The 26,432-nt window shown below is 38.5% G+C and carries 25 protein-coding genes; 14 read left to right on the forward strand and 11 right to left on the reverse strand.

Going from position 1 to position 26,432, the window contains the following annotated elements:
* Window positions 1-7: 7 nt before the first annotated feature.
* Together FJR11_RS15205 and FJR11_RS15210 are read right to left on the reverse strand one after the other, a co-directional pair.
* Window positions 8-1,840, reverse strand: coding sequence for a penicillin-binding protein 2 (locus FJR11_RS15205; RefSeq protein WP_168505091.1), 1,833 nt, complete (start codon window positions 1,838-1,840; stop codon window positions 8-10).
* 83 nt (window positions 1,841-1,923) lie between these two features.
* On the reverse strand, window positions 1,924-2,586 hold the full coding sequence (locus FJR11_RS15210) for a hypothetical protein (RefSeq protein WP_168505093.1): 663 nt from the start codon (window positions 2,584-2,586) through the stop codon (window positions 1,924-1,926).
* A gap of 264 nt (window positions 2,587-2,850) precedes the next feature.
* Between FJR11_RS15210 and FJR11_RS15215 the strand changes: the two genes are divergently transcribed.
* From FJR11_RS15215 to glgB, 4 genes are all read left to right on the forward strand, one after another.
* Window positions 2,851-3,051 (forward strand): hypothetical protein, encoded by a 201-nt coding sequence (locus tag FJR11_RS15215; protein WP_168505095.1) that lies wholly within the window; start codon window positions 2,851-2,853, stop codon window positions 3,049-3,051.
* Between the two features lie 242 nt (window positions 3,052-3,293).
* Complete coding sequence (locus FJR11_RS15220; protein ID WP_168505097.1) at window positions 3,294-3,962, forward strand: glutathione S-transferase; 669 nt, start codon at window positions 3,294-3,296, stop codon at window positions 3,960-3,962.
* Between the two features lie 60 nt (window positions 3,963-4,022).
* On the forward strand, window positions 4,023-4,337 hold the full coding sequence (locus FJR11_RS15225; RefSeq protein ID WP_168505099.1) for a hypothetical protein: 315 nt from the start codon (window positions 4,023-4,025) through the stop codon (window positions 4,335-4,337).
* Between the two features lie 263 nt (window positions 4,338-4,600).
* Complete coding sequence (glgB, locus tag FJR11_RS15230; RefSeq protein WP_168505101.1) at window positions 4,601-6,892, forward strand: 1,4-alpha-glucan branching enzyme; 2,292 nt, start codon at window positions 4,601-4,603, stop codon at window positions 6,890-6,892.
* Between the two features lie 20 nt (window positions 6,893-6,912).
* Here glgB and FJR11_RS15235 read toward each other — a convergent pair whose 3' ends face one another.
* A complete protein-coding gene (locus FJR11_RS15235; RefSeq protein ID WP_254444759.1) occupies window positions 6,913-7,137 on the reverse strand; it encodes a hypothetical protein in 225 nt (74 codons plus the stop codon).
* Window positions 7,138-7,586: 449 nt separating this feature from the next.
* On the opposite strand from FJR11_RS15235, the gene FJR11_RS15240 reads away from it, so the two are divergent.
* From FJR11_RS15240 to fba, 4 genes are all read left to right on the forward strand, one after another.
* Window positions 7,587-8,369 carry a hypothetical protein gene (locus FJR11_RS15240; protein WP_168505103.1) on the forward strand — a complete coding sequence of 261 codons (783 nt, stop codon included), beginning with the start codon at window positions 7,587-7,589 and terminating at the stop codon, window positions 8,367-8,369.
* 255 nt (window positions 8,370-8,624) lie between these two features.
* Window positions 8,625-8,870, forward strand: coding sequence for a UPF0175 family protein (locus tag FJR11_RS15245; protein ID WP_053540774.1), 246 nt, complete (start codon window positions 8,625-8,627; stop codon window positions 8,868-8,870).
* The gene (locus tag FJR11_RS15250) at window positions 8,867-9,358 is read left to right on the forward strand and encodes a DUF3368 domain-containing protein (protein WP_168505105.1); all 492 of its coding nucleotides are present in this window, start codon (window positions 8,867-8,869) and stop codon (window positions 9,356-9,358) included. The genes FJR11_RS15245 and FJR11_RS15250 overlap by 4 nt, the downstream gene beginning before the upstream one ends.
* Before the next feature lie 332 nt (window positions 9,359-9,690).
* Window positions 9,691-10,764, forward strand: a complete 1,074-nt coding sequence (gene fba / locus FJR11_RS15255; protein WP_168505107.1) for a class II fructose-bisphosphate aldolase — start codon at window positions 9,691-9,693, stop codon at window positions 10,762-10,764.
* 116 nt (window positions 10,765-10,880) lie between these two features.
* On the opposite strand, the gene FJR11_RS15260 is transcribed toward fba, so the two are convergent.
* From FJR11_RS15260 to FJR11_RS15285, 6 genes are all read right to left on the reverse strand, one after another.
* Window positions 10,881-11,693 carry a carbon-nitrogen hydrolase family protein gene (locus FJR11_RS15260; protein WP_168505109.1) on the reverse strand — a complete coding sequence of 271 codons (813 nt, stop codon included), beginning with the start codon at window positions 11,691-11,693 and terminating at the stop codon, window positions 10,881-10,883.
* A 185-nt stretch (window positions 11,694-11,878) separates the two neighbouring features.
* Complete coding sequence (locus FJR11_RS15265) at window positions 11,879-14,722, reverse strand: pentapeptide repeat-containing protein (protein WP_168505111.1); 2,844 nt, start codon at window positions 14,720-14,722, stop codon at window positions 11,879-11,881.
* A gap of 243 nt (window positions 14,723-14,965) precedes the next feature.
* Window positions 14,966-15,619, reverse strand: a complete 654-nt coding sequence (locus tag FJR11_RS15270) for an HAD family hydrolase (RefSeq protein ID WP_168505113.1) — start codon at window positions 15,617-15,619, stop codon at window positions 14,966-14,968.
* A gap of 120 nt (window positions 15,620-15,739) precedes the next feature.
* Complete coding sequence (locus tag FJR11_RS15275) at window positions 15,740-16,933, reverse strand: NAD(P)/FAD-dependent oxidoreductase (RefSeq protein WP_168505115.1); 1,194 nt, start codon at window positions 16,931-16,933, stop codon at window positions 15,740-15,742.
* Between the two features lie 215 nt (window positions 16,934-17,148).
* Complete coding sequence (locus FJR11_RS15280; RefSeq protein ID WP_168505117.1) at window positions 17,149-18,279, reverse strand: succinylglutamate desuccinylase/aspartoacylase family protein; 1,131 nt, start codon at window positions 18,277-18,279, stop codon at window positions 17,149-17,151.
* A 120-nt stretch (window positions 18,280-18,399) separates the two neighbouring features.
* Entirely contained in the window at window positions 18,400-20,031 is a 1,632-nt protein-coding gene (locus FJR11_RS15285; protein WP_168505119.1) for a DUF655 domain-containing protein, read from the reverse strand.
* A gap of 127 nt (window positions 20,032-20,158) precedes the next feature.
* Between FJR11_RS15285 and FJR11_RS15290 the strand changes: the two genes are divergently transcribed.
* The gene (locus FJR11_RS15290) at window positions 20,159-21,325 is read left to right on the forward strand and encodes a cysteine desulfurase family protein (protein ID WP_168505121.1); all 1,167 of its coding nucleotides are present in this window, start codon (window positions 20,159-20,161) and stop codon (window positions 21,323-21,325) included.
* A gap of 306 nt (window positions 21,326-21,631) precedes the next feature.
* Here FJR11_RS15290 and cobS read toward each other — a convergent pair whose 3' ends face one another.
* A complete protein-coding gene (gene cobS / locus FJR11_RS15295; protein WP_168505123.1) occupies window positions 21,632-22,405 on the reverse strand; it encodes an adenosylcobinamide-GDP ribazoletransferase in 774 nt (257 codons plus the stop codon).
* Between the two features lie 211 nt (window positions 22,406-22,616).
* Between cobS and FJR11_RS15300 the strand changes: the two genes are divergently transcribed.
* The 5 genes from FJR11_RS15300 (at window position 22,617) to psbM (ending at window position 25,206) form a co-directional block, all read left to right on the forward strand.
* Window positions 22,617-23,069, forward strand: coding sequence for a hypothetical protein (locus FJR11_RS15300; protein WP_168505124.1), 453 nt, complete (start codon window positions 22,617-22,619; stop codon window positions 23,067-23,069).
* 139 nt (window positions 23,070-23,208) lie between these two features.
* Complete coding sequence (tgt, locus tag FJR11_RS15305) at window positions 23,209-24,345, forward strand: tRNA guanosine(34) transglycosylase Tgt (protein WP_168505126.1); 1,137 nt, start codon at window positions 23,209-23,211, stop codon at window positions 24,343-24,345.
* Between the two features lie 75 nt (window positions 24,346-24,420).
* A complete protein-coding gene (locus FJR11_RS15310; RefSeq protein WP_006195022.1) occupies window positions 24,421-24,558 on the forward strand; it encodes a photosystem II reaction center protein K in 138 nt (45 codons plus the stop codon).
* Window positions 24,559-24,694: 136 nt separating this feature from the next.
* On the forward strand, window positions 24,695-24,991 hold the full coding sequence (locus FJR11_RS15315) for a 2Fe-2S iron-sulfur cluster-binding protein (RefSeq protein WP_168505128.1): 297 nt from the start codon (window positions 24,695-24,697) through the stop codon (window positions 24,989-24,991).
* A 110-nt stretch (window positions 24,992-25,101) separates the two neighbouring features.
* Window positions 25,102-25,206 carry a photosystem II reaction center protein PsbM gene (gene psbM / locus FJR11_RS15320; RefSeq protein WP_168505130.1) on the forward strand — a complete coding sequence of 35 codons (105 nt, stop codon included), beginning with the start codon at window positions 25,102-25,104 and terminating at the stop codon, window positions 25,204-25,206.
* Between the two features lie 74 nt (window positions 25,207-25,280).
* Here psbM and FJR11_RS15325 read toward each other — a convergent pair whose 3' ends face one another.
* Window positions 25,281-26,132: a universal stress protein gene (locus FJR11_RS15325; RefSeq protein WP_168505132.1), complete on the reverse strand. Its 852-nt coding sequence runs from the start codon at window positions 26,130-26,132 to the stop codon at window positions 25,281-25,283.
* Window positions 26,133-26,432: the final 300 nt, after the last annotated feature.

Consider the following 26,432-nt stretch of genomic DNA (forward strand, 5'->3'; position numbering starts at 1 on the left):
TGACGAATTACCTTTTCTTTTCCTCCTTTTCCTGACTAGGTGGAATTTGTTCAAGAGGAATTAGTGCTTCCATAACAGTCTTAACAATTGGTGCAGCTACAGTAGAACCATAGGCATTTTCTCCCTTTGGTTCATCCACAACTGCAAAAACTACATAACGGGGAGATTCTACTGGCAAAATAGCGACAAAGCTGGTAATTCTTGCACCTTTAATATATCCACCATTAGGACTAGCTTTTTGGGCTGTTCCCGTTTTCCCACCAATCCGATATCCGGAAATTTTCGAGGCTTTACCAGTACCCACACTCACTACTGTTTCCATCATTTCCACAACCTTTTGAGTAGTTGTGGCTGAGAAAATTTGCCGTGGTGCTGGGAGAGTCAGTGAATAGTGCGTTACTCCTTGACTATCAATTAGTCCCCGGACTACATGAGGTGTAACTAATTTGCCCCCATTAGCTAATGCACCGTGTAGTTGTACCAGTTGTAATGGAGTTAGAGAAAAGCCTTGTCCAAAAGATGTCGTAGCTGGTTCAATGGCTGAAGAGATAAATTGTTCTTGACTTTTTAGTTGACCCCTAACTTCAAAGGGTAAATCTGTCTCAACTTTTTGTCCTAGTCCTAAACGTTCTAGCCAGTTGTAGTATATGGATGGTTTTATTCTTTGAATAATTCTGACCATGCCAATGTTACTAGAAGTTTGTAAAATTTCAGGAATAGTTAATCGTCTATATCCAGTTTTTTCCGCATTTTTGATTGTATGTGTTCCGATTTTAATAGAACCAGGATCTTCAAATGTATCATCCGGTTTGATTGCGCCATTTTCGAGAGCGATCGCTATATTTACAGGTTTAAATGTTGATCCAGGCTCATAAAGATCCGCTACAGTCCAGTTTCTAAACAAAGAAATATCAAAGTTAGAATATTGATTGGGATTATAGGTAGGCTGAGAAATCAAAGCCAGTATAGAACCATCAATAGCATCCATGACAATCACTGCGCCCCGTTTAGCACTAAATTTAGTGATCTGTTTTTTCAAAGCTTCACGCGCCACCCGTTGCAACCGACTATCAATAGTTAATTGCATTTTTAAATCATCAGAATTCAGAAATCCTTCTGGAGCATGATCAGGCATCAATGACCCATTACCGGATTTACTCATCCGCACTGTTTGCCCAGAACGTTCTAATAACTTATCCTGACTATATTCCACACCAGCTTGGCCACGACGGTCAAGATTAACATAGCCCACCACATCTGCCACCAAATCATCTTGGGGATAAAATCGAGAGTATTTTTGAATAAACTCAAACCCATTCAAGCGTAGCGATATCAACTTATCAGTAATATCTTCTGAGACACCAGAAGCTAATAAAATTCCACTTTTTTTACTTTGAAAAATTTTAATTAAATCAGCCTTTTCTCTGCCAATAATAGGAGCAATTTTTTCGGCAATTTCCTCCTGGGACTGATCAAAAAACTTAGGATGGGTATATACATTATAAATAGGACGGTCAATAGCCAATACATTATTACCCCGATCCACTACCGGACGACGGGGTATATACGGGCGTAAATTAACCATTTGCTGGTTTCTTGCCCTCTGAGTCAGCTTTTTTCCTTGAACAATTTGTAACCAGTACAAGTTAAATATTAACCCTACCATAGCAATCATTAACACACCCCATACAGTAAACAGTCGTAATTTAATGTTGGGTGGATTTTCTGGTATTTTTGGATCAATATTTCTTGGTTGAGGTGGTTTAGAGAACTTTCGTTGTCGTCTGAATTCTAAATTACGTAAGTTCCGGAATTTTGTGTTAATTGATGACTTCGGCATGAGAGCAACATATAGTTGACGTAGTTAGGGAATAGGTAAGAATTTTACCAATGACCAATGATCCATTAAAATTACGAATTATTTTAATATCCTAGTGGTGATGGAGGTTCTGGTTGTGGTTGAGAGGTTGAGAATGACGAATTGGGATTATTGTCAGAAGATGTCGGTGCTAAGAAAATTGTCCCCTCCGCAGTCGGTGATACCATTGCTGTATCAGGCTTTTCTGCTTCCTGTGCCATTTTGCTAGTTAGTGCAGCATTGGCAGTATTTAACTGTCGCTCATGACGTTGCAAGCTTTGTAGTTTGCGGTAAGACTGACTCCAAAGCTCTTGGGAATATACTGTCCAACCATAAGCTATTAATGTCGCTACTACTAATAAAAATACTAACACTGATGAATAGCGATTGACTGTATATAGACGTAGCAGCCATACAGGTATATTCCCAGTATTGCCCATCACTGGTACACTTGCACTTGATTGCCCATTGGCATAAGTAGTTGGTTTTTTAGCTGTTTCTGCGGTTGCAGTCCGTATTGCTGTGTTATTTCTGCGAGAAACTGTAAAATTTAGCCAAGCATTGCGGAGACTGGGCGATTTGACCGCTACCTGTTCACTACCCAGCCGGGAGGAACTCTGTGTTTTTTTATCCAGACTCCGAGAACGTCGCTTATTCAATGACAAAGGAGAATTGCGCCGGAACCAAGTATTTTTGGCGGAAACCGCTGATTTACGTTCAACAACCATAATTTTTCTGATGGTAAATACTGTATCTTCGGTGATGATTGGATTTTTCCTAAAGTTACATTTTCAGATCAAGAATTGAAGTTATTCTAACGTTTACGAAAGCTTAAATTATCACAGATTTATATTACATATAATCTACACAAGTGTTACAAATCGAAATGGGTTGAAATATATAATCAGAAAGCAGTTAAAAAAAATCAATAAATAAGGTATCTTATTCAACAGGTGAATGATTTTATTGCCACAATTGGTGAAAGAGGAGTTATGAAGACAAAAATTTTTGGTTTGGCTCTAATGTTAAGTTTGGCTACTATGCTCGGAGCTTGTGACGGTGGTGGTGAACCCGCTGGTACTACCAGTTCTCCAGCAGCTACAACAGGTGGCGAACCAGCAGATACTGGTTCTACCCCCCCAGCTACAACATCTCCCGCAGCTACAACATCTCCCGCAGCTACTCCAAATTAGTACAGGGTAATACATCAACTCTTTTTGGGTAGTTGGCATCTTTAAAAATTATTTTCTACAAAACTCTACTGAGCAAGTTAGGATAATTTGTGGATAAAGACTAAAGATTCAACTGCCTAATGGTATCAAGTTGAGTAAAAAAGAAGAACATTAATCAGGTTTTACTTCTGGGCTAGATTTAATTCTCGCCCAGTTTGATTTTTTTATACTCGTTTTGTCAGTAACCAAGTTAATATCAATGTATGTTGTTACTGCAATTTAGTACATCTCATTATTGTCGCAAAGCCAGATTGGCATTGGGTTATAAAGGAATTAGTTATCAGACTGAGGATCTCACTCCAGGGCTGCATATTTTGAAGGTAAAGCCCTTAACAGGGTTAACGACACTACCTGTCCTATTACCCCAAATTGTCGGACAACCCCAAGCAATCGCTGACTCTACGGAAATTTTCAAATTTTTAGAAAGCTATCAACCTGAACCTGCTCTATTTCTACCCAATTCAGCACAGCAAGCTCAAGCTGCTATGCTAGAAGATTGGTTAGATGAAAGCATAGGAACAGCAACTAGGTTTGTATATTATCAATTTCGGGCTGGGGAAGGTAAAGCAATTGACCCATCACTATTTAGCCAAATGGTGATTAAGGTAGTCAGACAACAATATGGGATTAATGATAATACTGTAGTATTAGCGCAAAAAAGACTTGCCAATGCTTTGTCAGTATTATCAACATATTGGCAAAAAAGTGACTATTTAGTGGGTAGCAGCTTGAGTATAGCTGATATTGCAGCGGCAGCTTTGTTGAGTCCTTTAGCATTGATTCCTGATTATCGTCAGCAATATCCACAGGTTTTTGAACGGATTATCAATATCCACCAATTGTGTGCTGAACCATTACCACCAGGACTTTAGGAATTAAAAATTAGAAATTAAAAATTAAAAAAATAGCACTCAGAACTTAAAGATAAATTTATGAAACGCATACTGCTGGTTATTTTGAGCGTTACTACTAGCATTTTAGTGGTGTTAGTGGGTCATAGTGGTAAAGCAGTGGTGGCATTAACACCACAGGAAGATATACCAGAGGAAATATTGCGAACAGAGATTATTCTAGCAGCGCGATCGCCCATTGATGGTAGAATCCTTACGCCCGGAGAATATGCCGAATTGCAAGCACAAATCCAAATAAGTCCACCACCACGTTTAGATGCTAGTATACGCGACAAAATATTTTTGCTGCAACTACGCAAAGCATTATTACAAATTTTCCCATTTTTAAGTATTTAAGGAGTCAGGAGTCAGAAGAAAGAAGTCAGAAGAAAGAAGTCAGGAGTCAGAAGTCAGGAGTCAGGAGTCAGGAGTCAGGAGTCGGGAGTCAGAAGTCAGGAAAATATCCCAACCCGTTGGACTGATTTCACCACTGAGAAGAATCTGTACAGATTCTGATGTAGGATAACGGTGGCGACAAAAATGCAAATAAATGCAAAGAATATATATAGATTTTAAAAAAGTAGATTTAGTCAATTACCATATTTCACATAGGTAGCTTCATGTCCATCACCACAGTCGCCCCTGAACAGGTTAATCGCATTGTTGGCAATCAACATCACGATCCCTTTGAAATTCTGGGTTCTCATCTCGTCGAGCAAAATGGTAAAACTGTCTGGGCTGTGCGAGCCTACCTACCAAATGCCAGTGCTGCATGGGTAGTAATTCCAGAGGAACGGAAAGAATACCCCATGGATACAGTGCATGATCCTCACTTTTTTGAATGCACCATTGAAACCGCAGAACTGAAAAATTATCAGTTACGCATTCAAGAAGGGGAACATGAGCGGGTAGTTAATGATCCTTATGCCTTCCGGTCTGCCCACTTAACAGAATTTGATCTACATTTATTTAGTGAAGGCAATCATCACCGCATTTACGAGAAATTGGGAGCGCACCCCACAGAAGTAGATGGTGTTAAAGGGGTTTATTTTGCTGTTTGGGCCCCCAATGCTAGAAACGTTTCCTTATTGGGAGATTTTAACCTGTGGGATGGACGCAAACACCAGATGCGGAAAGGACACACAGGGATTTGGGAATTATTTATTCCCGAAATCGGTGTAGGGGAACATTATAAATATGAAATCAAAAATTTTGAAGGGCATATTTACGAAAAATCTGATCCCTATGGTTTCCAGCAAGAACCACGGCCAAAAACCGCATCTATTGTTACCGACTTAAATTCCTACAAATGGAATGACGAAGAATGGATAGAAAAGCGGCGGCACAGTGACCCCTTAAGCCAACCCATTTCCGTTTATGAAGTCCATTTAGGTTCTTGGCTACACGCTGCTAGTGCTGAACCTGCCAAATTAGCCAATGGGGAAAACGAAGCTGTAGTTGTCGTTTCCGAACTAAAAACCGGCGCACGGTTTCTAACTTATCGGGAATTAGCAGATAAACTCATTCCCTACGTCAAAAAATTAGGATATACCCATTTAGAACTGTTACCAATTGCCGAACATCCCTATGATGGTTCTTGGGGATATCAAGTAACCGGTTACTATGCTCCTACCTCCCGCTTTGGTACTCCCGAAGACTTCATGTATTTCGTGGATGAATGCCATAAAAATGGTATTGGTGTAATTGTAGACTGGGTTCCCGGTCACTTCCCTAAAGATGGACATGGTTTAGCCTTCTTTGATGGTAGTCACCTGTATGAACACTCTGATTCCCGCAAAGGTGAACATAAGGAATGGGGGACTTTAGTATTTAACTACAATCGCCATGAAGTCCGTAATTTCTTGGTAGCTAATGCCCTGTTCTGGTTTGATAAATACCACATTGACGGAATTCGTGTTGATGCTGTTGCTTCCATGATCTACCTTGACTATTGCCGAGAACCAGGAGAATGGTTGCCTAATGAATACGGTGGTAGAGAAAATTTAGAAGCTGCGGATTTTTTACGTCAAGTTAATAGTTTACTGTTTAGTTATTATCCTGGTGTGCTTTCTATTGCGGAAGAATCTACATCTTGGCCAATGGTATCTTGGCCTACCTATACAGGCGGATTGGGCTTTAATTTAAAATGGAATATGGGTTGGATGCACGATATGCTGGATTACTTCAGCATGGACCCGTGGTTTCGTCAGTTCCATCAAAATAACATCACCTTTAGTATGTGGTATAACCACAGCGAGAATTTCATGTTAGCTCTGTCCCATGATGAAATCGTCCATGGTAAGAGTAATATGATCGGTAAAATGCCGGGTGATGAATGGCAGAAGTTAGCTAATATCCGTTGTTTATTTGCTTATATGTTCGCTCACCCCGGTAAGAAAACCATGTTTATGAGCATGGAATTTGGACAGTGGAGTGAGTGGAATGCTTGGGCTGATTTGGATTGGCATCTATTACAGTATGAACCACACCAACGGTTAAAAGATTTTTTCCAAGCTCTTAACCATTTTTACCGTTCTGAACCGGCTTTATATACTCAAGATTTTGACCAAGCAGGGTTTGAGTGGATTGATTGTACTGATAATCGTCATAGTGTGGTTTCTTTTGTCCGTCGTGACAAGAATTCTGGGGATTTTATGATCGTGGTTTGTAACTTTACGCCTCAACCCCATTCTCACTATCGCATTGGTGTTCCCGAAAAGGGTTTTTATACTGAGTTGTTCAATAGTGATGCTCGTCAGTATGGCGGTAGTAATATGGGCAATTTAGGTGGTAAGTGGACTGATGATTGGTCTTTGCATAATCGTCCTTATTCCTTAGATTTGTGTTTACCTCCTTTGGGCGTATTAATGCTGAAGCTGGATAAACAGAAATCTGCACAGGTAATGGAATAATCCTGTAGGGTGGGCATTGCTCACCCTATACAGCACTTCCCGGTGTTATGAGGTGTAAGAACCCCACCCCCAACTGGTGGTGTCATGATATCCGATAATGCTTGAGGAATGGTTTCTTTAGATTCTGGGGGGTATTCTGTATAGTTAAAGTTTGCCCATTGTTGATCTAGAGTGTGGGTTTTTAGTTGTTTGATGGTGCGATTTAGGAAGAATTCGTTTTCGCCAAAGTATAAGTGTGTTCGCATGGTAGTACGGCAATAAGATTGCCGTACATGAGCGTTAGCTCTAAACCTACTATAATTTTGTCTGCATGGGACAGCAGTCATTCAACGAAATGGTACTTTCGTTTACTGTCGCAGTACGGGGTTGAGTTGCATCCATGCAAAAACGAGTGTTATCAGCAGTAATAAATGGGCTATGTATTGTAGCATACTTTTAAACATGAATTAATGATGCACCTGAAATTGTGCTTACTTGCGCCAAAACCCCCGGTTAGTTACAATTACAATGGGACGTTCCTGTGGTGGCTCGTCGCTGATAGAAATTAAGTTGATAGCACTTTGCTATCAAACTGTTGTTTTGTTATCTGTCAACTGCAATATTTTCTATTGAACTTAATAAAAAGCCAACTAATTTTTGCACTGATTAAGCAGCTATTAGCATTATTAAACATTCTAATTTAAGGAGTAAAATCATGACTTTTAATAATTTAAACTTAGATGTTATCTATAGTGATGATGATGAAACAGGTTGGAAAAGGTTAAAAGAGCGTGATTCTAAAAATATAACTGTTTACTTTGATGGAATTGAAGATGCACTTATTAAATACATATCAAAGGCTCATACCTGTTTAGGCTGTATTGCTTGGTTAACAAATTACAATCTATTAGACGCATTATCAGAATGTGAAATTGTTTCAATAATTGTTAATAAAGATGACTTTTCAAAAATAGACGTTCAAGAAGTAATAAATAAAAATAAAAAAGAAATTACAAGGGCAAATCTCAATTCTAAGTATAGTCAATTACCAAGGGGAGTTTGTCAGTCTGATTTTTCAGGCTTTGGAGAGGAAATATCTGTTGGTGAATGTTTTGGTCTAACATACGAACCTGATGAGATTTTTTCAAAAATGAGAGAACAAACTGGCATTTCTCCAGACAAAATTAGTTGTAATTATCCTTGGACAACTGAAGCAATTAGATGTCTAGGGGAAAATTATGATGTTAAGAATACTTCATCTCCGCTACTACATCATAAATTCTTAATTTTCTGTCATAGCCCTTTAGAGCCTTACGCTGTTTGGACAGGCTCTTTTAATTTTAGTTTTAATGCAACACGGTCATTAGAAAATGGGCTTTACATTACTGATGAATGTATAGTGAAAGCATATTGGCTTGAATATCTTTTTAACTTTGTAAGGTCAGAGCCGCTTGACTGGACAGATAAATATCAATATGGATTAGAAATAAATAGCTAATCTTAATTATAGCGATCGCCCCCTCAAATCCCATAGACGATCGCTGATCATTAGTATAATCCCCCACTCAAAACAAACTCAACTGCTTTCCTACATCACCTTGAGGTTCAACAACCGAAAGTAACTCATCTCGTTTTTTAGCTATCAACTCCAAATAATACCCACTGGAGTGCTTATGACTGTATCTCATTCGAGTGCATACCGCTATAATGATTGCAATAAATTATAATAATAATGGTTCAGAGGATTATAAATATGAGTGTAGTTATTCCCAATGAAATACTAACCACAACTCGCATGAATGAAGAGGAAATGAAACGAGAAATTGCGATTATGCTGTTTCAAAAAGAAAAGTTAACTCTTGCTCAAGCTAGTCGCTTTGCTGGTATGAATCGTATAGCATTTCAACATTTACTTGCAAGTTATCAAATCCCTATTCATTACGGAGTAGAGGATTTTGAACAGGATATCAAGAATTTGCGGGAGATGGGTAGACTGTGATTGTTGTCAGCGATACTTCACCCATTAATAATCTTGCAGCTATTAACCAGCTTCACTTGTTACAACAGCTTTACGGAACAGTTCTAATTCCTGAAGCCGTTTATCAAGAATTAACTGATCCTGATTTTCCCGTAGCGGGTGCAAAGGAAGTACAAACTTTTACTTGGATTCAAATCCGTGCAGTTGAAGATCGGACGATGCTTAAAGCACTTAGCAGTGAACTTGATCCTGGAGAAGCAGAGGCTATAGTTTTAGCCTTAGAAATGAAAGCAGAACAGGTTTTAATTGATGAACGTCGTGGACGCATGATTGCTGCTAGACTTAATCTCCATTATACCGGAATTTTAGGAATTTTAGTAGAAGCCAAAAGTCAAGGTTTAATTTCTACTGTTAAACCGCTGTTAGATGATCTTATTAATAAAGCAGGATTTTGGGTTGCTGAACCTTTGTATAAAAGTGTTTTACGGCTAGTTAATGAAACAAAGTAATTATTTAATCATAGATGCGATCGCCTAAAGTTAATTTATGGCAAAATGCGATCACAAGGTAAGTAGGGGCAAACCCCCTGTGGTTGCCCCTAATACTGGGGTAGGCACGGGGGCGCTACCCCTACTTGAAATATTGGGTTCTTAAATATACATTAATATTACATAGCCTAAGAATATCAGCCTACAAAATTTCTCAACAAAAGCGCCCGCGACTAGATATAATTTTCTGTAAGTTGAAAGAAATCTTAAGATTAGCGTAAAAATTACATTAAAATAAAGATTACGCTTCCATTAAACTGATTAGCTAAATACCCAAATTAGGAGGAATATATATGGCTCTTGTCCCAATGCGGTTGCTTTTGGATCACGCTGCTGAACACGGTTATGGCATCCCCGCTTTTAACGTCAACAACTTAGAGCAGATTCAAGCAATCATGAAGGCTGCGGTTGACACAGATAGCCCCGTAATTTTACAAGCTTCTCGCGGCGCTCGTAATTATGCCGGGGAAAACTTCCTCCGTCACCTGATTTTGGCTGCGGTAGAAACCTATCCTCAGATTCCCATTGTCATGCACCAAGATCATGGTAATGCTCCTTCTACCTGCTACTCAGCGATGAAGAACAACTTCACCAGCGTCATGATGGATGGTTCTTTGGAAGCTGATGCTAAAACCCCTGCCAGCTTTGAATATAACGTTAGAGTTACCAGCGAAGTTGTTAACGTTGCTCACTCTTTGGGTGTCAGCGTTGAAGGTGAACTAGGTTGCTTAGGTTCTTTAGAAACCGGTGCAGGTGAAGCTGAAGATGGTCACGGTTTTGAAGGCACACTAGACCATTCTCAACTGTTAACTGACCCTGATGAAGCTGTTGACTTCGTAGAAGCAACTCAAGTAGATGCTTTAGCTGTGGCTATCGGTACTAGCCACGGTGCTTACAAGTTTACCCGTAAGCCTACAGGTGAAATTTTGGCTATTAGCCGCATTGAAGAAATTCACCGCCGTTTACCTAACACCCACTTGGTAATGCACGGTTCTTCTTCTGTACCCGAAGATTTGATTGCACTGATTAACCAATATGGTGGTGCTATTCCTGAAACCTACGGTGTACCTGTGGAAGAAATCCAAAAAGGTATCAAGAGTGGTGTTCGTAAGGTAAATATTGACACCGACAACCGTTTGGCTATTACTGCGGCTGTCCGTGAAGCTTTGGCTTCTAATCCCAAGGAATTTGATCCCCGTCACTTCCTCAAGCCTTCTATTGTATATATGCAAAAAGTTTGTGCTGACCGTTATGTACAGTTTGGTACTGCTGGTAACGCAAGCAAGATTAAGCAAGTTTCTTTAGAAGATTATGCTGCTAAGTACGCTAAAGGCGAATTGGTCATGAGAGCGGCTGCTAAAGTTTAATTTAGCACAATGAGAATTAGGGTATAGCAATGCTATACCTCTACAAGAATAAACCGGGTAGCGTTAAAGTTTCCCGGTTTTTTCTACAAGTGAATGTGGGGATTCTGCTGTTTAAGCTAAAACACTCGATGTTGTAAAGATGGCATTTGCCGACGGACTTGTTCTAGTCGGGTGGGTTTAATTTCGGCGATCGCTACTCCCGGTTTTTCGCCAGCGTCTGCTAAAATGACACCCCAAGGATCAATAATCATGGCGTGTCCGTGGGTTTGGCGGCGGTCATAATTAGTACCAGTTTGGGCAGGGGCAATCACGTAACAGGTATTTTCTATTGCCCTAGATTGAAGTAATACTTGCCAATGGTCTTTTCCCGTAAAAGCGGTAAAAGCGGCGGGAACAAACAAGATATCTGCACCCTGATTTGATAAATGTCGGTACAGTTCCGGAAAGCGGACATCATAGCAAATAGACAGGCCAATTTTCCCTAAATCTGGGGAAGCATAAACAGAAGGTAATTCTTGCCCAGCCATAACGGTGCTTGATTCTTGATAGGTATTACCATCAGGAACATTGACATCAAATAAATGGACTTTTTGATAACGGGCGAGTTCTTGACCGTTGGCGGCAATGAGTAATGCTGTGTTATAAACCTTACCGTTACTATCTACAGGAATAGGGAAGCCGCCGCCGAGAATGGTCACTTGAAAGCGTTGTGCCATTTGGTGGAGAAATGTTTCCGTAGCTTGGGCGATTTCATTTCCTTGGGCTAGTTTATCTTTTTCTTCTCCCATAAAAGAGAAATTTTCTGGTAAACCCACCAACTCTGCACCTTGACGCACGGCCAAATCAATTAATTCTTCTGCTTGGGCCAAATTTTTTTGCAAATCAGGCACACTGGTCATTTGAATAGCGGCGGCTAAATAAGACTTCATAGATTCAAGAACAAACGGTAGATTGAAAGAATACAGATATTTAAATCAATACCTTAGCCAATTTCTGTAGGTTGGGTTAAGCGACAGCGCAACCCAACCTACAAATCAAGGCTTTTTCCAATTTGGACAAGGTATTGTTAAATATATCGTCATATCATATCCATTTGAACTTCTATTTTGATCATTCAATCAGATTCTGACAACAATCGTTTTTTTAAAGCTAATGGCACATTTTTCGCCATTTCTAAACCTTCGGCATTTTTCCAGTTAGTTGTTTCATCCCAACGGATATCGCCACAGGTATCATTACTAAATGTAGCACCCATAAAGTTCGCACCATCAAAGTTTGCACCTCGCAAGTCCGCACCGCTGAGGTTAGCGCGACTCAAATCTACATCTTTAAGATTTGTGCCATAAAGATTAGCACGGCTGAGATTTGCACCACTTAGGTAAGTTTCTCCTAAATTTGCTTCTGTAAAATCTGTGTCTCTTAAATCAGCACCAATGAAATAGGCACGGTTAAGGTTAGCATAGCTGAAATTTGCGCCACACAGACTAGCGCGGCTCAGGTCTGCTTCGGTCATGTCTACGTAGCTGAGATTTATGTGTAAGAGACTTGCACCCCGAAGATGAGCGCCACTAAGAAATTGACCAACTAAACTACGGAAATTTTCACCTTCTAAGCAACTACAGTAACGAATAATATTTTGTAATTGGTAGGTGAGATTATTTCCTTCTGGTTGACCAGAGGGATAAAAAATTATATGTTCTTTGAGTACCTCATCTTCTTGGGCATAACGCTGGATAGCTAACAGTAGAATCATGACATTTAAACCAGCATAAATATCTACTTGACGCTGACCTAATTGATAAATACCAGCATTTTGTAATTCTCGCAGTTTAGTTTGGGGTAAAGTTTCTTCAGCAGTATCAATAAATTTACCTTGACACCAACTAGCGTAAAAATTCTCTAACCGTCTATATAGTTTTATCCACCGGAAATTAGGAATACTAATCATTAAACCCATTAAATATTCAACTATTTCTTTGGTGAGAATACCAAAACCTAGCAAATCATAAATTTGCCAATTCATCTCAGTGTCGCTAGTAATTAGTTCTTTTCCAGATTCGGTATCATGATATTCTGTCCAAGCAATTAGACTTAATTGCAAACGTTCAGCAAATAAAAATTCACTTAAACTTTGATGGTGAAATTTTACTTTATTATCTGATTCATTATGAGGATGAATATACAAATCTGCCACAGGTGTTTTGATAATGTTATGTTCTAAATATTTTGCATCATCTTTTAAACGTGTTTTCAGCATTGATATAGTTGCCAATTCTTCCCCTGACTGGACTACAGCAAGGGCAGATTCTATGAGAAGATGTTTTAAATTTGGTAATTGATCATGCAAATCATCACTTAATTTGGAAATTAACCAGTTTATTGATTCCTGATAAATCAAAGCTGTCGCAGTGCGAGAATTATCCGCTGCTAAATTATCAATTGCTAGTTGATCATCTCGATACATTCCCGCCAAAAAGTAAAGTAATATTGGTTCACAAATTAATTCTTTAACAATTGCCGGGCATTTTTTATTGATTAGAAACTTCTGTAAATCTGTATTTTTTTCGTGATTACTTGGTAAAGATTGCCATTTTTTCAACCATTTTTCTTGTTGTTGTTGATCGAAAGGAAGAATTTCTACCCTAGCTAAATTGGTAGGTAAATTAGGGATAATTGATAAAGGAATTGTATTCCCAGTAATTAATACCTTATGCCCCATTTTATCGTCATTTTTGCATTGTTGCCCAAATGCGGCAACTTGCTGAATAAATGTTTCTAAATGATGATTATTTCTAGCCGCAATGGGTAATTCATCCCAGCCATCAAATATAAAAATAAAGCGATGATTTTGATTTCTTAACCAGTTATCATCACCGCGAGTAAAACTAATATCTAGATTCGCAGTTAATGTATTTTCTAACAGAGATGACAAAACCTTAATATCTTTGACATTAATTAAAATTGGTGTCCAAAAAGGATGTAAATGTTGTCTAATCCAATCTGCAAATATTTTGCAAAAAACACTTTTACCTCTGCCACTTTTGCCTTGGATAAATATAACTTTTTCCAAGTTATTTTCAGTCAGGATATTTTTCTTTACCCATGCTTCTAAATCGCAGGATTCAGCATTGATATTTATTTGCCCATGTTGATTGACAGGTTTAGCTTTGAGAGGAATATATATATCCTTAAATGAGCAAGGTTGCTCAAAAATTTGATCTAATGGTTGAGTAGCAATTTCATTTGTTAGATATTCCTGAATCTTTTGAATATTTTGCTGTTCTTTTTCCCATTTATCTCGACAATCGGGGATAAATATCTGTATATCATCACCTAAATCTATCAAGGCTTTAATGATATATAAGTTAGTATTCACAGCAATTCTTTTTGCTAAAAGACTGGCTGGATATTTGCTAAGATGTGGGGATATTAATCTTGTGGATAGTAGGTGATTAAATTCTGCTGCTAATGGAGATTGATGAAAACATTCAATTGTTTGAATAGCAGTTTTTTCATCTAATTCAATATTATTGATATTTTCGAGAATTTTTCCTAATTCTTGATTTTCATCGGGATTATCATAGTTCAATGCAGGATATAAAGATAAAATATCGCGGATACTTTCTAAATAAGCAGCTTGACTAATAATAGATATGTAGTCTTCTAAAACAGGTGCTTGTGGAGAAGTTTCACGATAAGACTTGAGTAAAGCCACTCCTAGAGATAAAAATGATAATTCTCCATTTATCACCTGGGTTAACGGTGAACATAATACATCTAAGAAAGAAGATGAATCTTGCAGTAACAGTTGCAAAACTTCTAAATTAGCACCTTGTTCTGGAATGGCTGTTGCTGCTGCCAAAACTGCTTTACCAGTTTCAGAAGTTGTATTTATACTTTCTATCACGGAAAAAGATTGACGAAACTGATCCCAAATATTTAATAGGGATTTTTTCATTTTTTTGCCCCTGCCTGAATTAATTAACAATTTAGTACACAACAGCGTCAGTCAACCAACTATTAAAAATTCATAAAAAGCTTGTTTAATGAGCTTTTTTGCATTTTTAATTATTAATTTCTAATTCCGCCCTGCGGTACTATTTTCTAGGGTAACAGCGATAACTCATGAATATGGCTATATATATAATCTTTGCAAGAAAAATTTACACCACAAACCTATACTATAAGTATAATTACGGAATTACACACTGGGATTCCGGTTAATCCAAATGCCTCTTACTCCTGCTGCTTTAGCACCTTGATAGTCATCTCTTATGCTGTCACCAATGTGCCATGCGTCTTCAGGTAAGCACTTATGCTTTTTTAAGGCGATTTTGAAAATTTCTGGATCTGGTTTAGCAGCCCGGACTTGAGTGGAAATGGTGATAGAATTAAAATATTCTCTCAGTCCCAATCCTTGCAATACTAAATACAAACGAGAATCAAAATTAGATAAGACACCTAATTCAACTCCTAAGCGTCGCCAGTTCATTAAAGCCAGAACAACATCAGGATAGACATACCAGGGTTCAGGAGTACCAAAGTGAATATAAAGTTCGGTAAAAAAAGCGGGAAAATCGGAAAATTCCTGGAGAACACCGGCACCTTCAAAGGTATTCAAAGCAATAATTCGCCACCAATCATATTCACGTTGGGGAATATCCTTAATATCTGCATCAAGAAATATGGGAGGTGGTGCGGATTTAAAGCTTTTAACAAAGTTTTTATCCAAAATTTGGGCGGAAACTTCTACACCGAAATCCTGGGCGATTTGTCGGTAAATTTCACCAACACTATTTTTAACACCAAACAATGTTCCTACAGCATCTACAAAAATAACTTTAGGTTTTTTCATAATAATTGATACTTTAGTCCTCAGTAGTCACTAAATATATAGCAATGATATCTGAATTTGTGTAGCTTACCGTTTTAGATCCCCGACTTCTCAAAGAAGTTGAGGATCTTTATTTTGGAACTACCGAGAAATGGCATCTATGATAGGGCTAACTAACCAGTTAAAACCAACTTTCAATTGATGATTTAATGTCGGTAAACGATACAGATAAGCCAAACGACGGGCTAAGTATGCAAAAGAACCGTCTAATTGGACACCTAAACCAGTGAGGGTGGCGTTATCTATTCCCAAAGCCATCATTTCCCCTAATGCTTGATAGCGAAAAGGAAGTAAGGGACGATTGGTAATAGAAGCCCAGATATTCCAAGCAGTATAATCAGCTTGCTGGAAAGCAACTTGGGCGGTGGCGGGGACTTGTTTTCCTTCTGCGTCAAGACAGTCGGCTAAATCTCCTAAAGCGAAGATTTCCGGATGTTCCACAGCTTGTAATTGGGGTGTGGTGGTGATTTGTCCGCGCTGATTTTGCTTCAAAGGTAAGGCACTCACCAATGGAGAAACTTTTGTTCCCACTGTCCAAATGACTAAATCTACGGGAATGGTATCTACTTGATTTTTATACTCTAGAGAGATGCTATCTTGGTCAATTGCTGCTACTTTAGTTTCTAAGTCAATAAATACGCCTTTGCTATCTAAGGCTTTTTTGGCGGCTTCACGGTTAAATTCTGGGGAAGTCCGCAAAATTTGATCACTGAGTTCAATGAGACGGAAACGTCCTTTTTCGCCAAGTCTATCTGCTAGTTTACAGGCTAATTCTACCCCGCTGTAACCTGCACCAACTATGGCGACACGGATTTTTTCTGGATTTGCGGCTTCAAGGACTCGTAGACGTTCTTCCAGTCGGTAAGCATCCGTAATAGTACGGAAAGGGTAAGCATGAGTAGCCGCACCGGGAACTAAATCTAGAGGTGTTTCCCCACCTAATGCTAATACTAGATGATCATAATTCAGTTGTGATTTATCTGCTAATTGGACTGTTTGCTTGTTGATATCTATTGCGGAAACAGCCCCTTGGTGAAACTGGATACCTGTTCCTTGGAGTAATTCTGAGTAAGGTGGGGCGATTTCCCAGGTTTGGAGTTCCCTGGTCAGGAGTTCATAAAGCAGGGGAGAAAAGACAAAGCGATCGCTCTGATCTACTAGAATAATCTCAGGTTTGGGTGTAGATTCCCAGGGTAATTGGCTTAAACGGAGGGCGGTATAGAGTCCACCAAAGCCACCACCTAATATACAAATTTTTGTAGTTGGTTGAGTCATAATTTTTTTGAGCAGCTAAATTTCGGTCAGATGTTTCTTTTATTGTAATGTTCTATTACGGTTTGTTGCTATTAACCAATAATTCTGATAATTGCCTTTATGCAAATTATGACATTTTTAACAGATGAAATAATAAGAAGGATGATTTTGTTTCACGCAGAGGCGCAGAGTCACGGAGAGTAAGAGTTGGAAATCATTTATTTTTCAATGATAAGTTACATAGTTCCTAATACAAATTCTCCTTCATTTACAGAATCATTACTTGATATATCATAAACTAAACCTGTTTTTTCTGCATAAATATCAATGGTTGTGGGTAATTCTCCGCTTTTATTGAAAGTGAGAACTTGATATAACAAATCTCCCTGATTAACGAAAGTACCTAATACAGCTTTAGATAAAATCATTCCTCCGACCGGACTCCAATATTTTTTGATTTGACTGAGTGAACGAAAACTAGTTTGATGAGATATAGTTTCTGATTTGGGAAAATCCTGTATTTCTAAAATACCTTTTTGAGATAAATAGTTTTTAATTCCGCGCACTCCTTTGGATACTGAATCTGGATTTATTTGCATTCCTGTTCCTAATTCTAAAGTCCATGCTTCTATATCAAATCTAATTTTTTTCCCTGTCAATTTTAATAAAGCATTTTCTAAAGCTAACCAAGGTTTGATAAATGATTCATCAAAAGCATCACCATCATATTCATCAAATAGAATAGCATGATTGAGGAGAAATAAATTAGCACTATCTTCTCGATTTCGGAAATAATAAAGGTATTCTATACCTTTTCCAGTGTGACTATGTAAATCAATTACGTAGTCTGCATCTAAAGAAAGAGATTGCAGCTTATAGCGATATTTATCAGTTAATTGTACACTACTAGGGGCATTAATTTTATCTAAAAGATTATCAAAACCAGATTTGATTTTTTGAGAAAAGTTATCTTTAATTGTATCTATATCAAAACCAATTTGAGAACGGGCAAAATCTTCTATATCACCACATTTTTTCTCATAATCCCAAAAAGTTCTATTCCAGTCTTTACCATCATAAATATTGAATCTACCTGTAGAAAAATTATGAATTCGCTGGTTAACAGCTAAGGGATTACAAACAGGAACAAGCCAAATTTCTCCTATTAACTGAGTATTGTCTATTGTTATTAAATAATCAATTAATTGGGAAATAACAGCATTACCAACAATTTCCGCACCATGCAAATTAGATTGGATATATACCTTTTTACCAGATTTAGCACCAACAAATTTATAGACTTGAAGAGAGAGAAAATCACCAGAAGCGAGTTGAAAAAGCGGAATAGTAGAAATAGTGGGAATCATAAATAAAATCCTTATAGTCGTGAAACCAATGAACGAACTACAAAGTAAAGATTATATAACATAAAATGCAACAACCTCCTTTTCCTCCACCTCTGTGACCTCTGTGCCTGGAGTGGTTCGTTAAAATATTATCATTCCTTCCCATTTAGCTAACATCTTATCACTAATTCCCGGTACTTTATCAACATCTTGTAAAGAAGTAAACCTTTGTTGTTGACGGGCTATAATTATCCTTTCGGCTAACTTCTTACCCACCCCAGGAAGAGTTTCTAATTCTGCTTGAGTTGCAGTATTCAAATTTATTTGACTGGTAATAGGACTTACTAAAGAAGATGGTTGTTTGATTTGGGAACATTTTTTAACTTCTGCATCAATTTTAGATTTAACATTTGCTGGTAAACCCGGTTTAACTTTCCCATAAAGTCGGTCAAATTCCCGCTGAAAATGATTTGCAACCGTAGAATTTTCGATCACTATTAATGTTTCATCATTGCCATTATTAGCAGCTTCTGACCAATTATGTGAACCTGTAATTACAGTTTGATCATCAATGACTGCAAACTTATGATGTAATAAATCCCCTTTTGCCAAAATTGGGACTCCCACTGTAGAAATAGGATTTTTCCAAGGACGGTTATCAACTTCATATTTACAGTTATCACTGAAAGCAAATCCCATCATATCTAAACCTTCACTGTAGGGACGATAGATAAATTGTGGTGCAATTAAAGCCCGAACTTGGACATTTTGATTATGACGTTCTTCGAGAATATTAGCAAGCTGTTGATCAGAAAATACAAATAATGCTAAATCCACTGTTTTTGTACTTGTAGATAAATTTTTAGCAATTAACCCATTACTGCTAATACTCCAAGGTTGAGTTGGGGAAATTGGAGAAAAATGAACTGTAATTTTGCTGTTACCTAATGTGATTATTTCTGGTGCGCGGACAGGTTTTGTGATGCCAAATTTACTATCGGGTTTTCCTCCTACTCCGTCACCCCACATAATATTAAATTCTTCTGTTAATAAACTTGCTAATTCAGAACTATCAACTTTTAATAAATTATTAGCATTTCCTAAACTACTAGAATTACTAAAATCTCCAGAGGTATCACTTAAAGTAAAATTAGCAGAAGTAATAATCACAAAACGATTATCAACAATAACAAATTTATGGTGCATTAAACTGCTACCCTTTGAACCATCAGCAGTATCATCAATCCAAGGAATCTTGGCATTTTGAATAATTGCTAAAGCATCCCGTTGACTAATTTCCTCAGATGTGATTTGATCATCTTGATTGATATCAACAAATTTCCGAAATTCATTATATCGTTCTTGTTCTCTTTTTCCTAACTTAGCTATTTCGGCGGAAGTGAAACTACTCCAAGGACGAGAATAATTACTTTCTAAAATTAACCTTACCTTGACTCCAGATTTATGCTTTTCTGCTAATATTTGAGCAACTTTTGGTAAACGTAACTCTTGTACAGCGATATCTACAGTAAATTTAGCTTGGGAAATAGTATCAACAATCTGCTTTTCTAAATCATCCCCTAAGCGGGTTTGCTGACGATAGGTTTCTTGATATTCTGACGATTGGGAATTATTGAAGTAAACTTGAATTAAAGGATCTTGGGGTAAAGGTGCTAAACGCTGGTTTGATGATTTGACTTGTTGACAACCAGTAAGGGTAAATAGGAATAAAAAGATATAAGAAAAATAGCGGATTCGTGGGAAAATAAACACAGTAATCTGATAAAAGTAAATTACAGGGATTTTAATGTATTTATATCACACCCTGAACTAATTTCTTTCTTCCTTTGCGCCTTTGCTTCTTTGTAACTTTGCGCGAAACTCTTATTTATTAATTATTATGCAAGTATATCTAGATTACAGTGCAACTACTCCAACTCGTCCAGAAGCGATCGCAATTATCCAAACAATCCTCACTCAAGAGTGGGGTAATCCTTCCAGTTTACATGAATGGGGCAACCGCGCCGCCTTAGTTGTAGAAAAAGCCAGAATCCAAGTTGCAGGATTAATTAACGCAGTTCCCGAAGCTATTATTTTCACTGCTGGGGGAACGGAAGCAGATAATTTAGCGATGATGGGGGTAGCGCGATGTTACAATACTCCCCAACATATAATCATTTCTAGTGTAGAACATTCAGCTATTTCTGAACCAGCGAAAATGTTAGAAAATTGGGGTTGGGAAATTACCCGTTTGGGTGTAAATCATCAAGGAAGAGTCAACCCCGAAGACTTAAAAGCAGCTTTGCGAGATAACACAGTGTTGGTATCTGTAATTTATGGACAAAGTGAAATAGGAACAGTCCAACCCATTACCGAATTAGGGCAAATTACTCAAATGCACGGGGCTTTATTCCACACCGATGCAGTGCAAGTTGCTGGACGTTTACCCCTAGATGTGCAGACTTTACCCGTAGATTTATTAAGTTTATCTAGTCATAAATTATATGGCGGTTTAGGTGCAGGGGCGTTATATGTGCGTCCTGGAGTGGAATTAAAGCCGCTGCTGGGTGGGGGTGGACAGGAGAACGGAATGCGTTCAGGGACTCAAGCAACTCCCGCTATTGCTGGGTTTGGGGTAGCTGCGGAGTTAGCAGCACAGGAATTAGAGACGGAAATGGTGAGATTAATTGGCTTACGCGATCGCCTCTTTGGTATTTTAGCAGATGTTCCCGGTTTAATTCCTACTGGTGACAGAATTCACCGTTTACCCCATCATCTCAGTTTTTATTTAGAAGCTGCGGACGGAGAAAAAATCAGCGGTAAAACATTAGTCCGTCAGTTAAATTTAGCCGGAATTGGGATTAGTGCCGGTGCTGCTTGCAATAGTGGAAAATTAAGTCCCAGTCCCATTTTATTAGCAATGGGTTATTCTGAAAAAGCGGCTTTGGGAGGAATTAGATTAACTTTGGGAAAACAGACAATGGTAGAGGATATTGATTGGACTGCAATGGTTTTGAAACAGGTTTTACAAAGAGTGATACCGGATTTATCTTTGGTTGTGAATTAATAGATATTCAGTTTAATCAGTTGAAGTTTTTATTCTTCATCAAAAATGAGTTGACATTCAATATTTAGCTATAAGACAGGGAATGAATTCCCTGGATTTTGGAACATTAATTTTTGAATATAGGAATCCGTCCACTATATATCTTGACAATAGCATAAAATTTCAAGATGTCAATACCCTAGTAAATTCGTTAGCTTATTGATTACATTCTCAATAATCTTGAGAATTAACTCAGAATATTCTCAATAAACATAGGAATGCGATTTTTTTGAAAAAGGGAGATTTAAAAAACTTATATGTCTGACCTTAAAAAATGCTAAGTACACACAGAAACAAAGCTTCAGTCCACTCCACCACAGCCCCATAAGTATCTCCCGTATGTCCACCCAACTGATAATTAAACCAAGCTGCGGTAAAAACAGAAATCACACTTCCAGCCAAAACCATCCCCACAGCCAAAACTAATTTTTGGGGATTAATTAACCAAACAACAGCACTCAAACCCAGCAACAAAAAGAAGCTTGGGAATAAATCTAAATAAGAACGAATCGCTTGTTTATGAACCGCACCTTTACCAGTAGGTTTAAGATAAGGATAACAGGCGATCGCTACTTGTTGTCCCCAACGTCCCCACCCACAAGCAGCCATTAATACTAAATAATGGTTTTCAGATATCTCTGTTAAAGCTGTTATTTTCAAAATAATAATCACAATAGCGGACATTGCCCCAAACGCACCTGTGGCACTATCCATCATCACCTGTAACCTGCGTTCAGGATCACCTACCGCTAAACCATCAGCCGTATCCATCGCACCATCTAAATGCAATCCTCCCGTTATTGCTATCCACGCAGCTACTACTAACGCGCTACGAGTTAGCACAGGGACACCCAAATAATTCATTCCCGTATCTAATCCACCTAATATCCCACCAATCATCAACCCAATTACTGGTGCAAAACAAGCAACCTTTTGGAAGTCTAAATTTTGCAAATAGGGTAAAGGAATAGCAGTATAGAAAATCACAGCCGCAACTAAATTTAAGAATTGCTGTTGCCACCAGCCCAAAACGTTAGCCATACTTGAGAAAGAGTTCAATTAGCTAAATACTTCAAGTATTCATGAATATAAATGTTCTCATCATAAATTACTCCCAGACTGACAATCTACCTCAAAAGATGAGACGATCGCCTCCCAAACTTGATATTTTGGAACTATGGGAAATTAACAATCCATCTCATTGATTGTCTGGCTGCGTTGTCACTCACCTTCCATAAACCGCTATTTCTCTATGAGTCATCATCTACCCCACACCAAAATGCCAGCACCGTGCATAGTCAACACGGGCATAATAGTCAATAAACTTGATATTCGACGATTGCTGAATGATTTAGGTAGAGTCCACTACATTTACACCCAAGACCACAAGCTACTCAGTGAAGGTGACGGGGATGTAATGGAAGTATTTGCCAATTCTCCTCGGTCTACCTTAGTCACCAACAATGCACTATATGTGAACGTAGATAGTTTTGATTATCTGGAATTAAAACAATCTCCACACCAAGAAACCTACTTCGACTTGATCCAAGAGCAAATGTGTTTGCGTTTGATTCCCCTGTCCACACCTTTGCAAGAACAACGCAATCGCCAATTTAACGTTACGGTTATCGAAGCGATGATGGATCAAGTCCTAGCAGCTAGATGGGATGCAGAAATTGATGACGACTTTTGTGATTCCTTTTAACAACAAAATCATATCTTCTTTGGGGTAATAGTGGATTGCAGGGTGTCACCCTCACAACACAAAAACCCCCACAAACTGCCTGAAGTAGCGCCAGAAATGTTAAGTTGGTGGATAAATTTAGCTAACTAGTATTTTTGCCTTGAGTGCCAATTTTTCCTTTGAAAGTCTCGCTACCTGTAGCCAGACCAAAGCCAGAGCCGGAATATTTTCTACTCCCCACGGAATCGTAGAAACGCCCAGATTTATGCCTGTGGGAACATTAGCTAACGTCAAAACTATCACCCCTGCCCAACTGGGAGCCACAGGAGCGCAAATGGTTTTAGCTAATACCTATCACTTACATCTCCAACCGGGAGAAGCCATCGTTGCTGGTGGTGGTGGGCTACATAAATTCATGGGTTGGTCTGGACCCATGCTCACAGATTCCGGTGGATTTCAGGTTTTCAGTCTGAGCGAAATGCGGAAAATTACTGAAGAGGGTGTAACTTTCCGCTCGCCACACGATGGGCAAATCATCAAATTAACGCCAGAACGCTCTATTGAAATTCAGAATATTTTAGGAGCGGATGTGATCATGGCTTTTGATGAATGTCCTCCCTATCCTGCCACCCGTCAGGAAGTAGAAGCCGCCACTGACCGGACTTACCGCTGGTTAAAACGCTCTATATCCGCCCACCAACGCCAAGATCAGGCATTGTTTCCCATTGTCCAAGGGGGAGTATATTTAGATTTACGCGCCCGTGCTGCTCAAGAATTGGCGCAGTTGGATATGCCGGGATATGCCATTGGTGGGGTGAGTGTGGGTGAACCAACGGATTTAATGGCGCAAATTGTGCAAACGACAGCCCCGCTGTTACCGGTGAATAAACCCCGTTATTTGATGGGTGTGGGAACTTATCGAGAAATGGCTATAGCGATCGCTTCTGGGGTAGATTTATTTGATTGCGTCATTCCCACCAGATGGGCTAGACATGGAACAGCTATTGTGTCCGGTGAACGCTGGAATATCAAAAATGCTAAGTTTCGTGAAGATTTTACGCCATTGGATACAACTTGCCCTTGTTACACCTGTGAAAATTTTAGTCGGGCTTATTTATCCCATTTAGTGCGATCGCAAGAAATACTAGCATATACTTTGTTGACTATTCATAACATCACTGAATTGATTCGCTTTACCCAAAAAATTCGAGCATCAATATTGAGTGATCGTTTTGTCACAGATTTTGGTCATTGGCTAGAACCATCAGAAATTGATCTCGAAAAAACTGACGACTGATCATTGACCTAACCATGTTAAAATACATATCGCATATAAAAGCTGTATTTGATTATTAGGTGGATTTAAACAAACATGGAAGCAGCACTATTACTAGCAAAATTGCCTGAAGCTTACCAAATCTTCGACCCCTTGGTAGATGTTTTACCTGTTATTCCCGTCTTCTTCTTGTTACTTGCATTTGTTTGGCAAGCAGCAGTGGGTTTCAGATAAATTACCCAGCTCCAATTTTTTGGACAGGTGTATATTACCTGTCCTAATTTTTGGTCATAAAATTAATATTTCTTAATATTTTGCAATAAATCCATATAATTAATCCAGTCACATCCTCAATTACCAGGAATCTACGATGGGAAACATCAAATTTGTCAAAGAGAATCAAGAAATAGTTGCCGCAAATGGTGCTAATCTCCGACTTAAAGCTGTAGAAAATGGCATTGATATTTATACATTTTTCAGCAAAATGACTAATTGCGGCGGTGCTGGACAATGTACTACTTGCGTTGTCCAAATTACCGAAGGACTAGAAAACCTGTCTCCGCGTACAGATTTAGAAAACAAAAAATTCAAAAACAAACCTGATAACTACCGTCTAGCTTGTCAAACCCTAGTTAATGGACCAGTTACCGTCATCACTAAACCCTAAGTTTTGAAATATATTCAAAATTAGCGGCTTTGAAAATTTGGCTTCACACTGTCATCTATGATGCTATTCTAGAATAGTTGACTGAAAATTACACAAAAGGCTATCTTGCTATGCAAGTTAATGAACTGGGTTTCGTAGCGAGCATTTTGTTCGTACTAGTACCCGCCGTGTTTTTAATCATGCTTTACATCCAAACTGCCAGCCGTCAAGGTTAATAACTATAAAATAAAAATCCCCTAAACTAATATAGTGCAGGGGTTTTTATTTATTCATCGCTAATATGAAAACATTACCCAATACTGCGTGCCAAGAGAACCGGACAGGGAGCATTAACACGAACATAGTCAGATAAAGACGAGCCTACCAGCTTATCTAAGTCAACAAAACTCTTAGCAATAGATGGACGACGATCCGGAGAACCAATCAATAATAAGTCTATATTCAACTCGTTCGCCAAACGACAAATTTCTTCACCAGGTTTACCACTACTGGTGACACAACGCACCGCTAGAGATTGTCTTTCAGCTTCGGCTACAGCCATTCCCAACACAGAATTTCTTTCTGGTTTAAGATCAGTAATCCCCGATAATTTGCCACCTAAATCCTTATTGATATTAGCCAAAACTAATTGTCCACCGTCCACACCCCGGAGTAAAAACAAAGCTAAATTTAAAGAGTTTTTGGCAGACTCAGAATTATCCATAGCCACCATAATGCGCTTAATGTTTTTGACATAAATGTCATCTTTCACCAGCAACATGGGACGGGAAGACAACTGAAAAACGTACTGACTGACGGAATTGGATAAAATTGATTGTAGCCGTTTCAGTCCCCGTGAACCCATAATAATCAAATCAGCATCCATTTCGTCAGCGACTTGACCAACTACATCCTTGGGATCACCTTGACGCAAAATTGAAGAAACTTGGCTGGGATCTAAGTTTAAATACTGAATAGCCTTAGCGAGAATTTTGCCGCCCTCTTCCCATTTATCAGTCATTACAGCCGCAGTAGTTTGGGGAGTAACAACGTGAAGAACAGTGACTTTTGCTCCTCGAAATGAAGGCATTTCTTTCAAGTTCCTGAGCATTTCTTCCGCGTGTCCCAAGCCAGAGACAGCCAGCAAAATTTTTTGGATCATGTTTACATCTTTGTCGTGAAGGTTTTTGTGGTTTTTGCTGCTAGTATTGAGCTATGGCTGCGCCACGCAAGCTATCAGAATATTTTTCTGATGTGCTGAACAACCAAGTTAAGTAATTAGGCATAAATTAACTGATTAGCAGGAAAACTAATACCAACAAGCAAAAGAGTGATGAATATTAAGTTTTTCTACGCCTAATTACGTGAAGTGACAACCAGTTTGTCTATCATTGAGTATACAGCTAAACGTGCATAATAAAATTAATAAAATATAATGTTTAGTGATTATCTTTAATCTAAA

The organism is Anabaena sp. UHCC 0187 (assembly GCF_009712035.1).
Classification (GTDB): Bacteria; Cyanobacteriota; Cyanobacteriia; order Cyanobacteriales; family Nostocaceae; genus Dolichospermum.

Excerpts from the sequence above, each read along its gene's own strand:
- FJR11_RS15300 (WP_168505124.1), top strand. The coding sequence starts at position 22,617 with ATGAGTCATCATCTACCCCACACCAAAATGCCAGCACCGTGCATAGTC.
- FJR11_RS15240 (WP_168505103.1), top strand. The coding sequence starts at position 7,587 with ATGACTTTTAATAATTTAAACTTAGATGTTATCTATAGTGATGATGAT.
- FJR11_RS15210 (WP_168505093.1), bottom strand. The coding sequence starts at position 2,586 with ATGGTTGTTGAACGTAAATCAGCGGTTTCCGCCAAAAATACTTGGTTC.
- FJR11_RS15215 (WP_168505095.1), top strand. The coding sequence starts at position 2,851 with ATGAAGACAAAAATTTTTGGTTTGGCTCTAATGTTAAGTTTGGCTACT.
- FJR11_RS15290 (WP_168505121.1), top strand. The coding sequence starts at position 20,159 with ATGCAAGTATATCTAGATTACAGTGCAACTACTCCAACTCGTCCAGAA.
- FJR11_RS15225 (WP_168505099.1), top strand. The coding sequence starts at position 4,023 with ATGAAACGCATACTGCTGGTTATTTTGAGCGTTACTACTAGCATTTTA.
- FJR11_RS15205 (WP_168505091.1), bottom strand. The coding sequence starts at position 1,840 with ATGCCGAAGTCATCAATTAACACAAAATTCCGGAACTTACGTAATTTA.
- FJR11_RS15315 (WP_168505128.1), top strand. The coding sequence starts at position 24,695 with ATGGGAAACATCAAATTTGTCAAAGAGAATCAAGAAATAGTTGCCGCA.
- FJR11_RS15275 (WP_168505115.1), bottom strand. The coding sequence starts at position 16,933 with ATGACTCAACCAACTACAAAAATTTGTATATTAGGTGGTGGCTTTGGT.
- FJR11_RS15245 (WP_053540774.1), top strand. The coding sequence starts at position 8,625 with ATGAGTGTAGTTATTCCCAATGAAATACTAACCACAACTCGCATGAAT.
- FJR11_RS15325 (WP_168505132.1), bottom strand. The coding sequence starts at position 26,132 with ATGATCCAAAAAATTTTGCTGGCTGTCTCTGGCTTGGGACACGCGGAA.
- FJR11_RS15270 (WP_168505113.1), bottom strand. The coding sequence starts at position 15,619 with ATGAAAAAACCTAAAGTTATTTTTGTAGATGCTGTAGGAACATTGTTT.
- FJR11_RS15235 (WP_254444759.1), bottom strand. The coding sequence starts at position 7,137 with ATGCGAACACACTTATACTTTGGCGAAAACGAATTCTTCCTAAATCGC.
- FJR11_RS15280 (WP_168505117.1), bottom strand. The coding sequence starts at position 18,279 with ATGATTCCCACTATTTCTACTATTCCGCTTTTTCAACTCGCTTCTGGT.
- psbM (WP_168505130.1), top strand. The coding sequence starts at position 25,102 with ATGCAAGTTAATGAACTGGGTTTCGTAGCGAGCATTTTGTTCGTACTA.
- fba (WP_168505107.1), top strand. The coding sequence starts at position 9,691 with ATGGCTCTTGTCCCAATGCGGTTGCTTTTGGATCACGCTGCTGAACAC.
- glgB (WP_168505101.1), top strand. The coding sequence starts at position 4,601 with ATGTCCATCACCACAGTCGCCCCTGAACAGGTTAATCGCATTGTTGGC.
- FJR11_RS15265 (WP_168505111.1), bottom strand. The coding sequence starts at position 14,722 with ATGAAAAAATCCCTATTAAATATTTGGGATCAGTTTCGTCAATCTTTT.
- FJR11_RS15310 (WP_006195022.1), top strand. The coding sequence starts at position 24,421 with ATGGAAGCAGCACTATTACTAGCAAAATTGCCTGAAGCTTACCAAATC.
- cobS (WP_168505123.1), bottom strand. The coding sequence starts at position 22,405 with ATGGCTAACGTTTTGGGCTGGTGGCAACAGCAATTCTTAAATTTAGTT.
- FJR11_RS15260 (WP_168505109.1), bottom strand. The coding sequence starts at position 11,693 with ATGAAGTCTTATTTAGCCGCCGCTATTCAAATGACCAGTGTGCCTGAT.
- FJR11_RS15220 (WP_168505097.1), top strand. The coding sequence starts at position 3,294 with ATGTTGTTACTGCAATTTAGTACATCTCATTATTGTCGCAAAGCCAGA.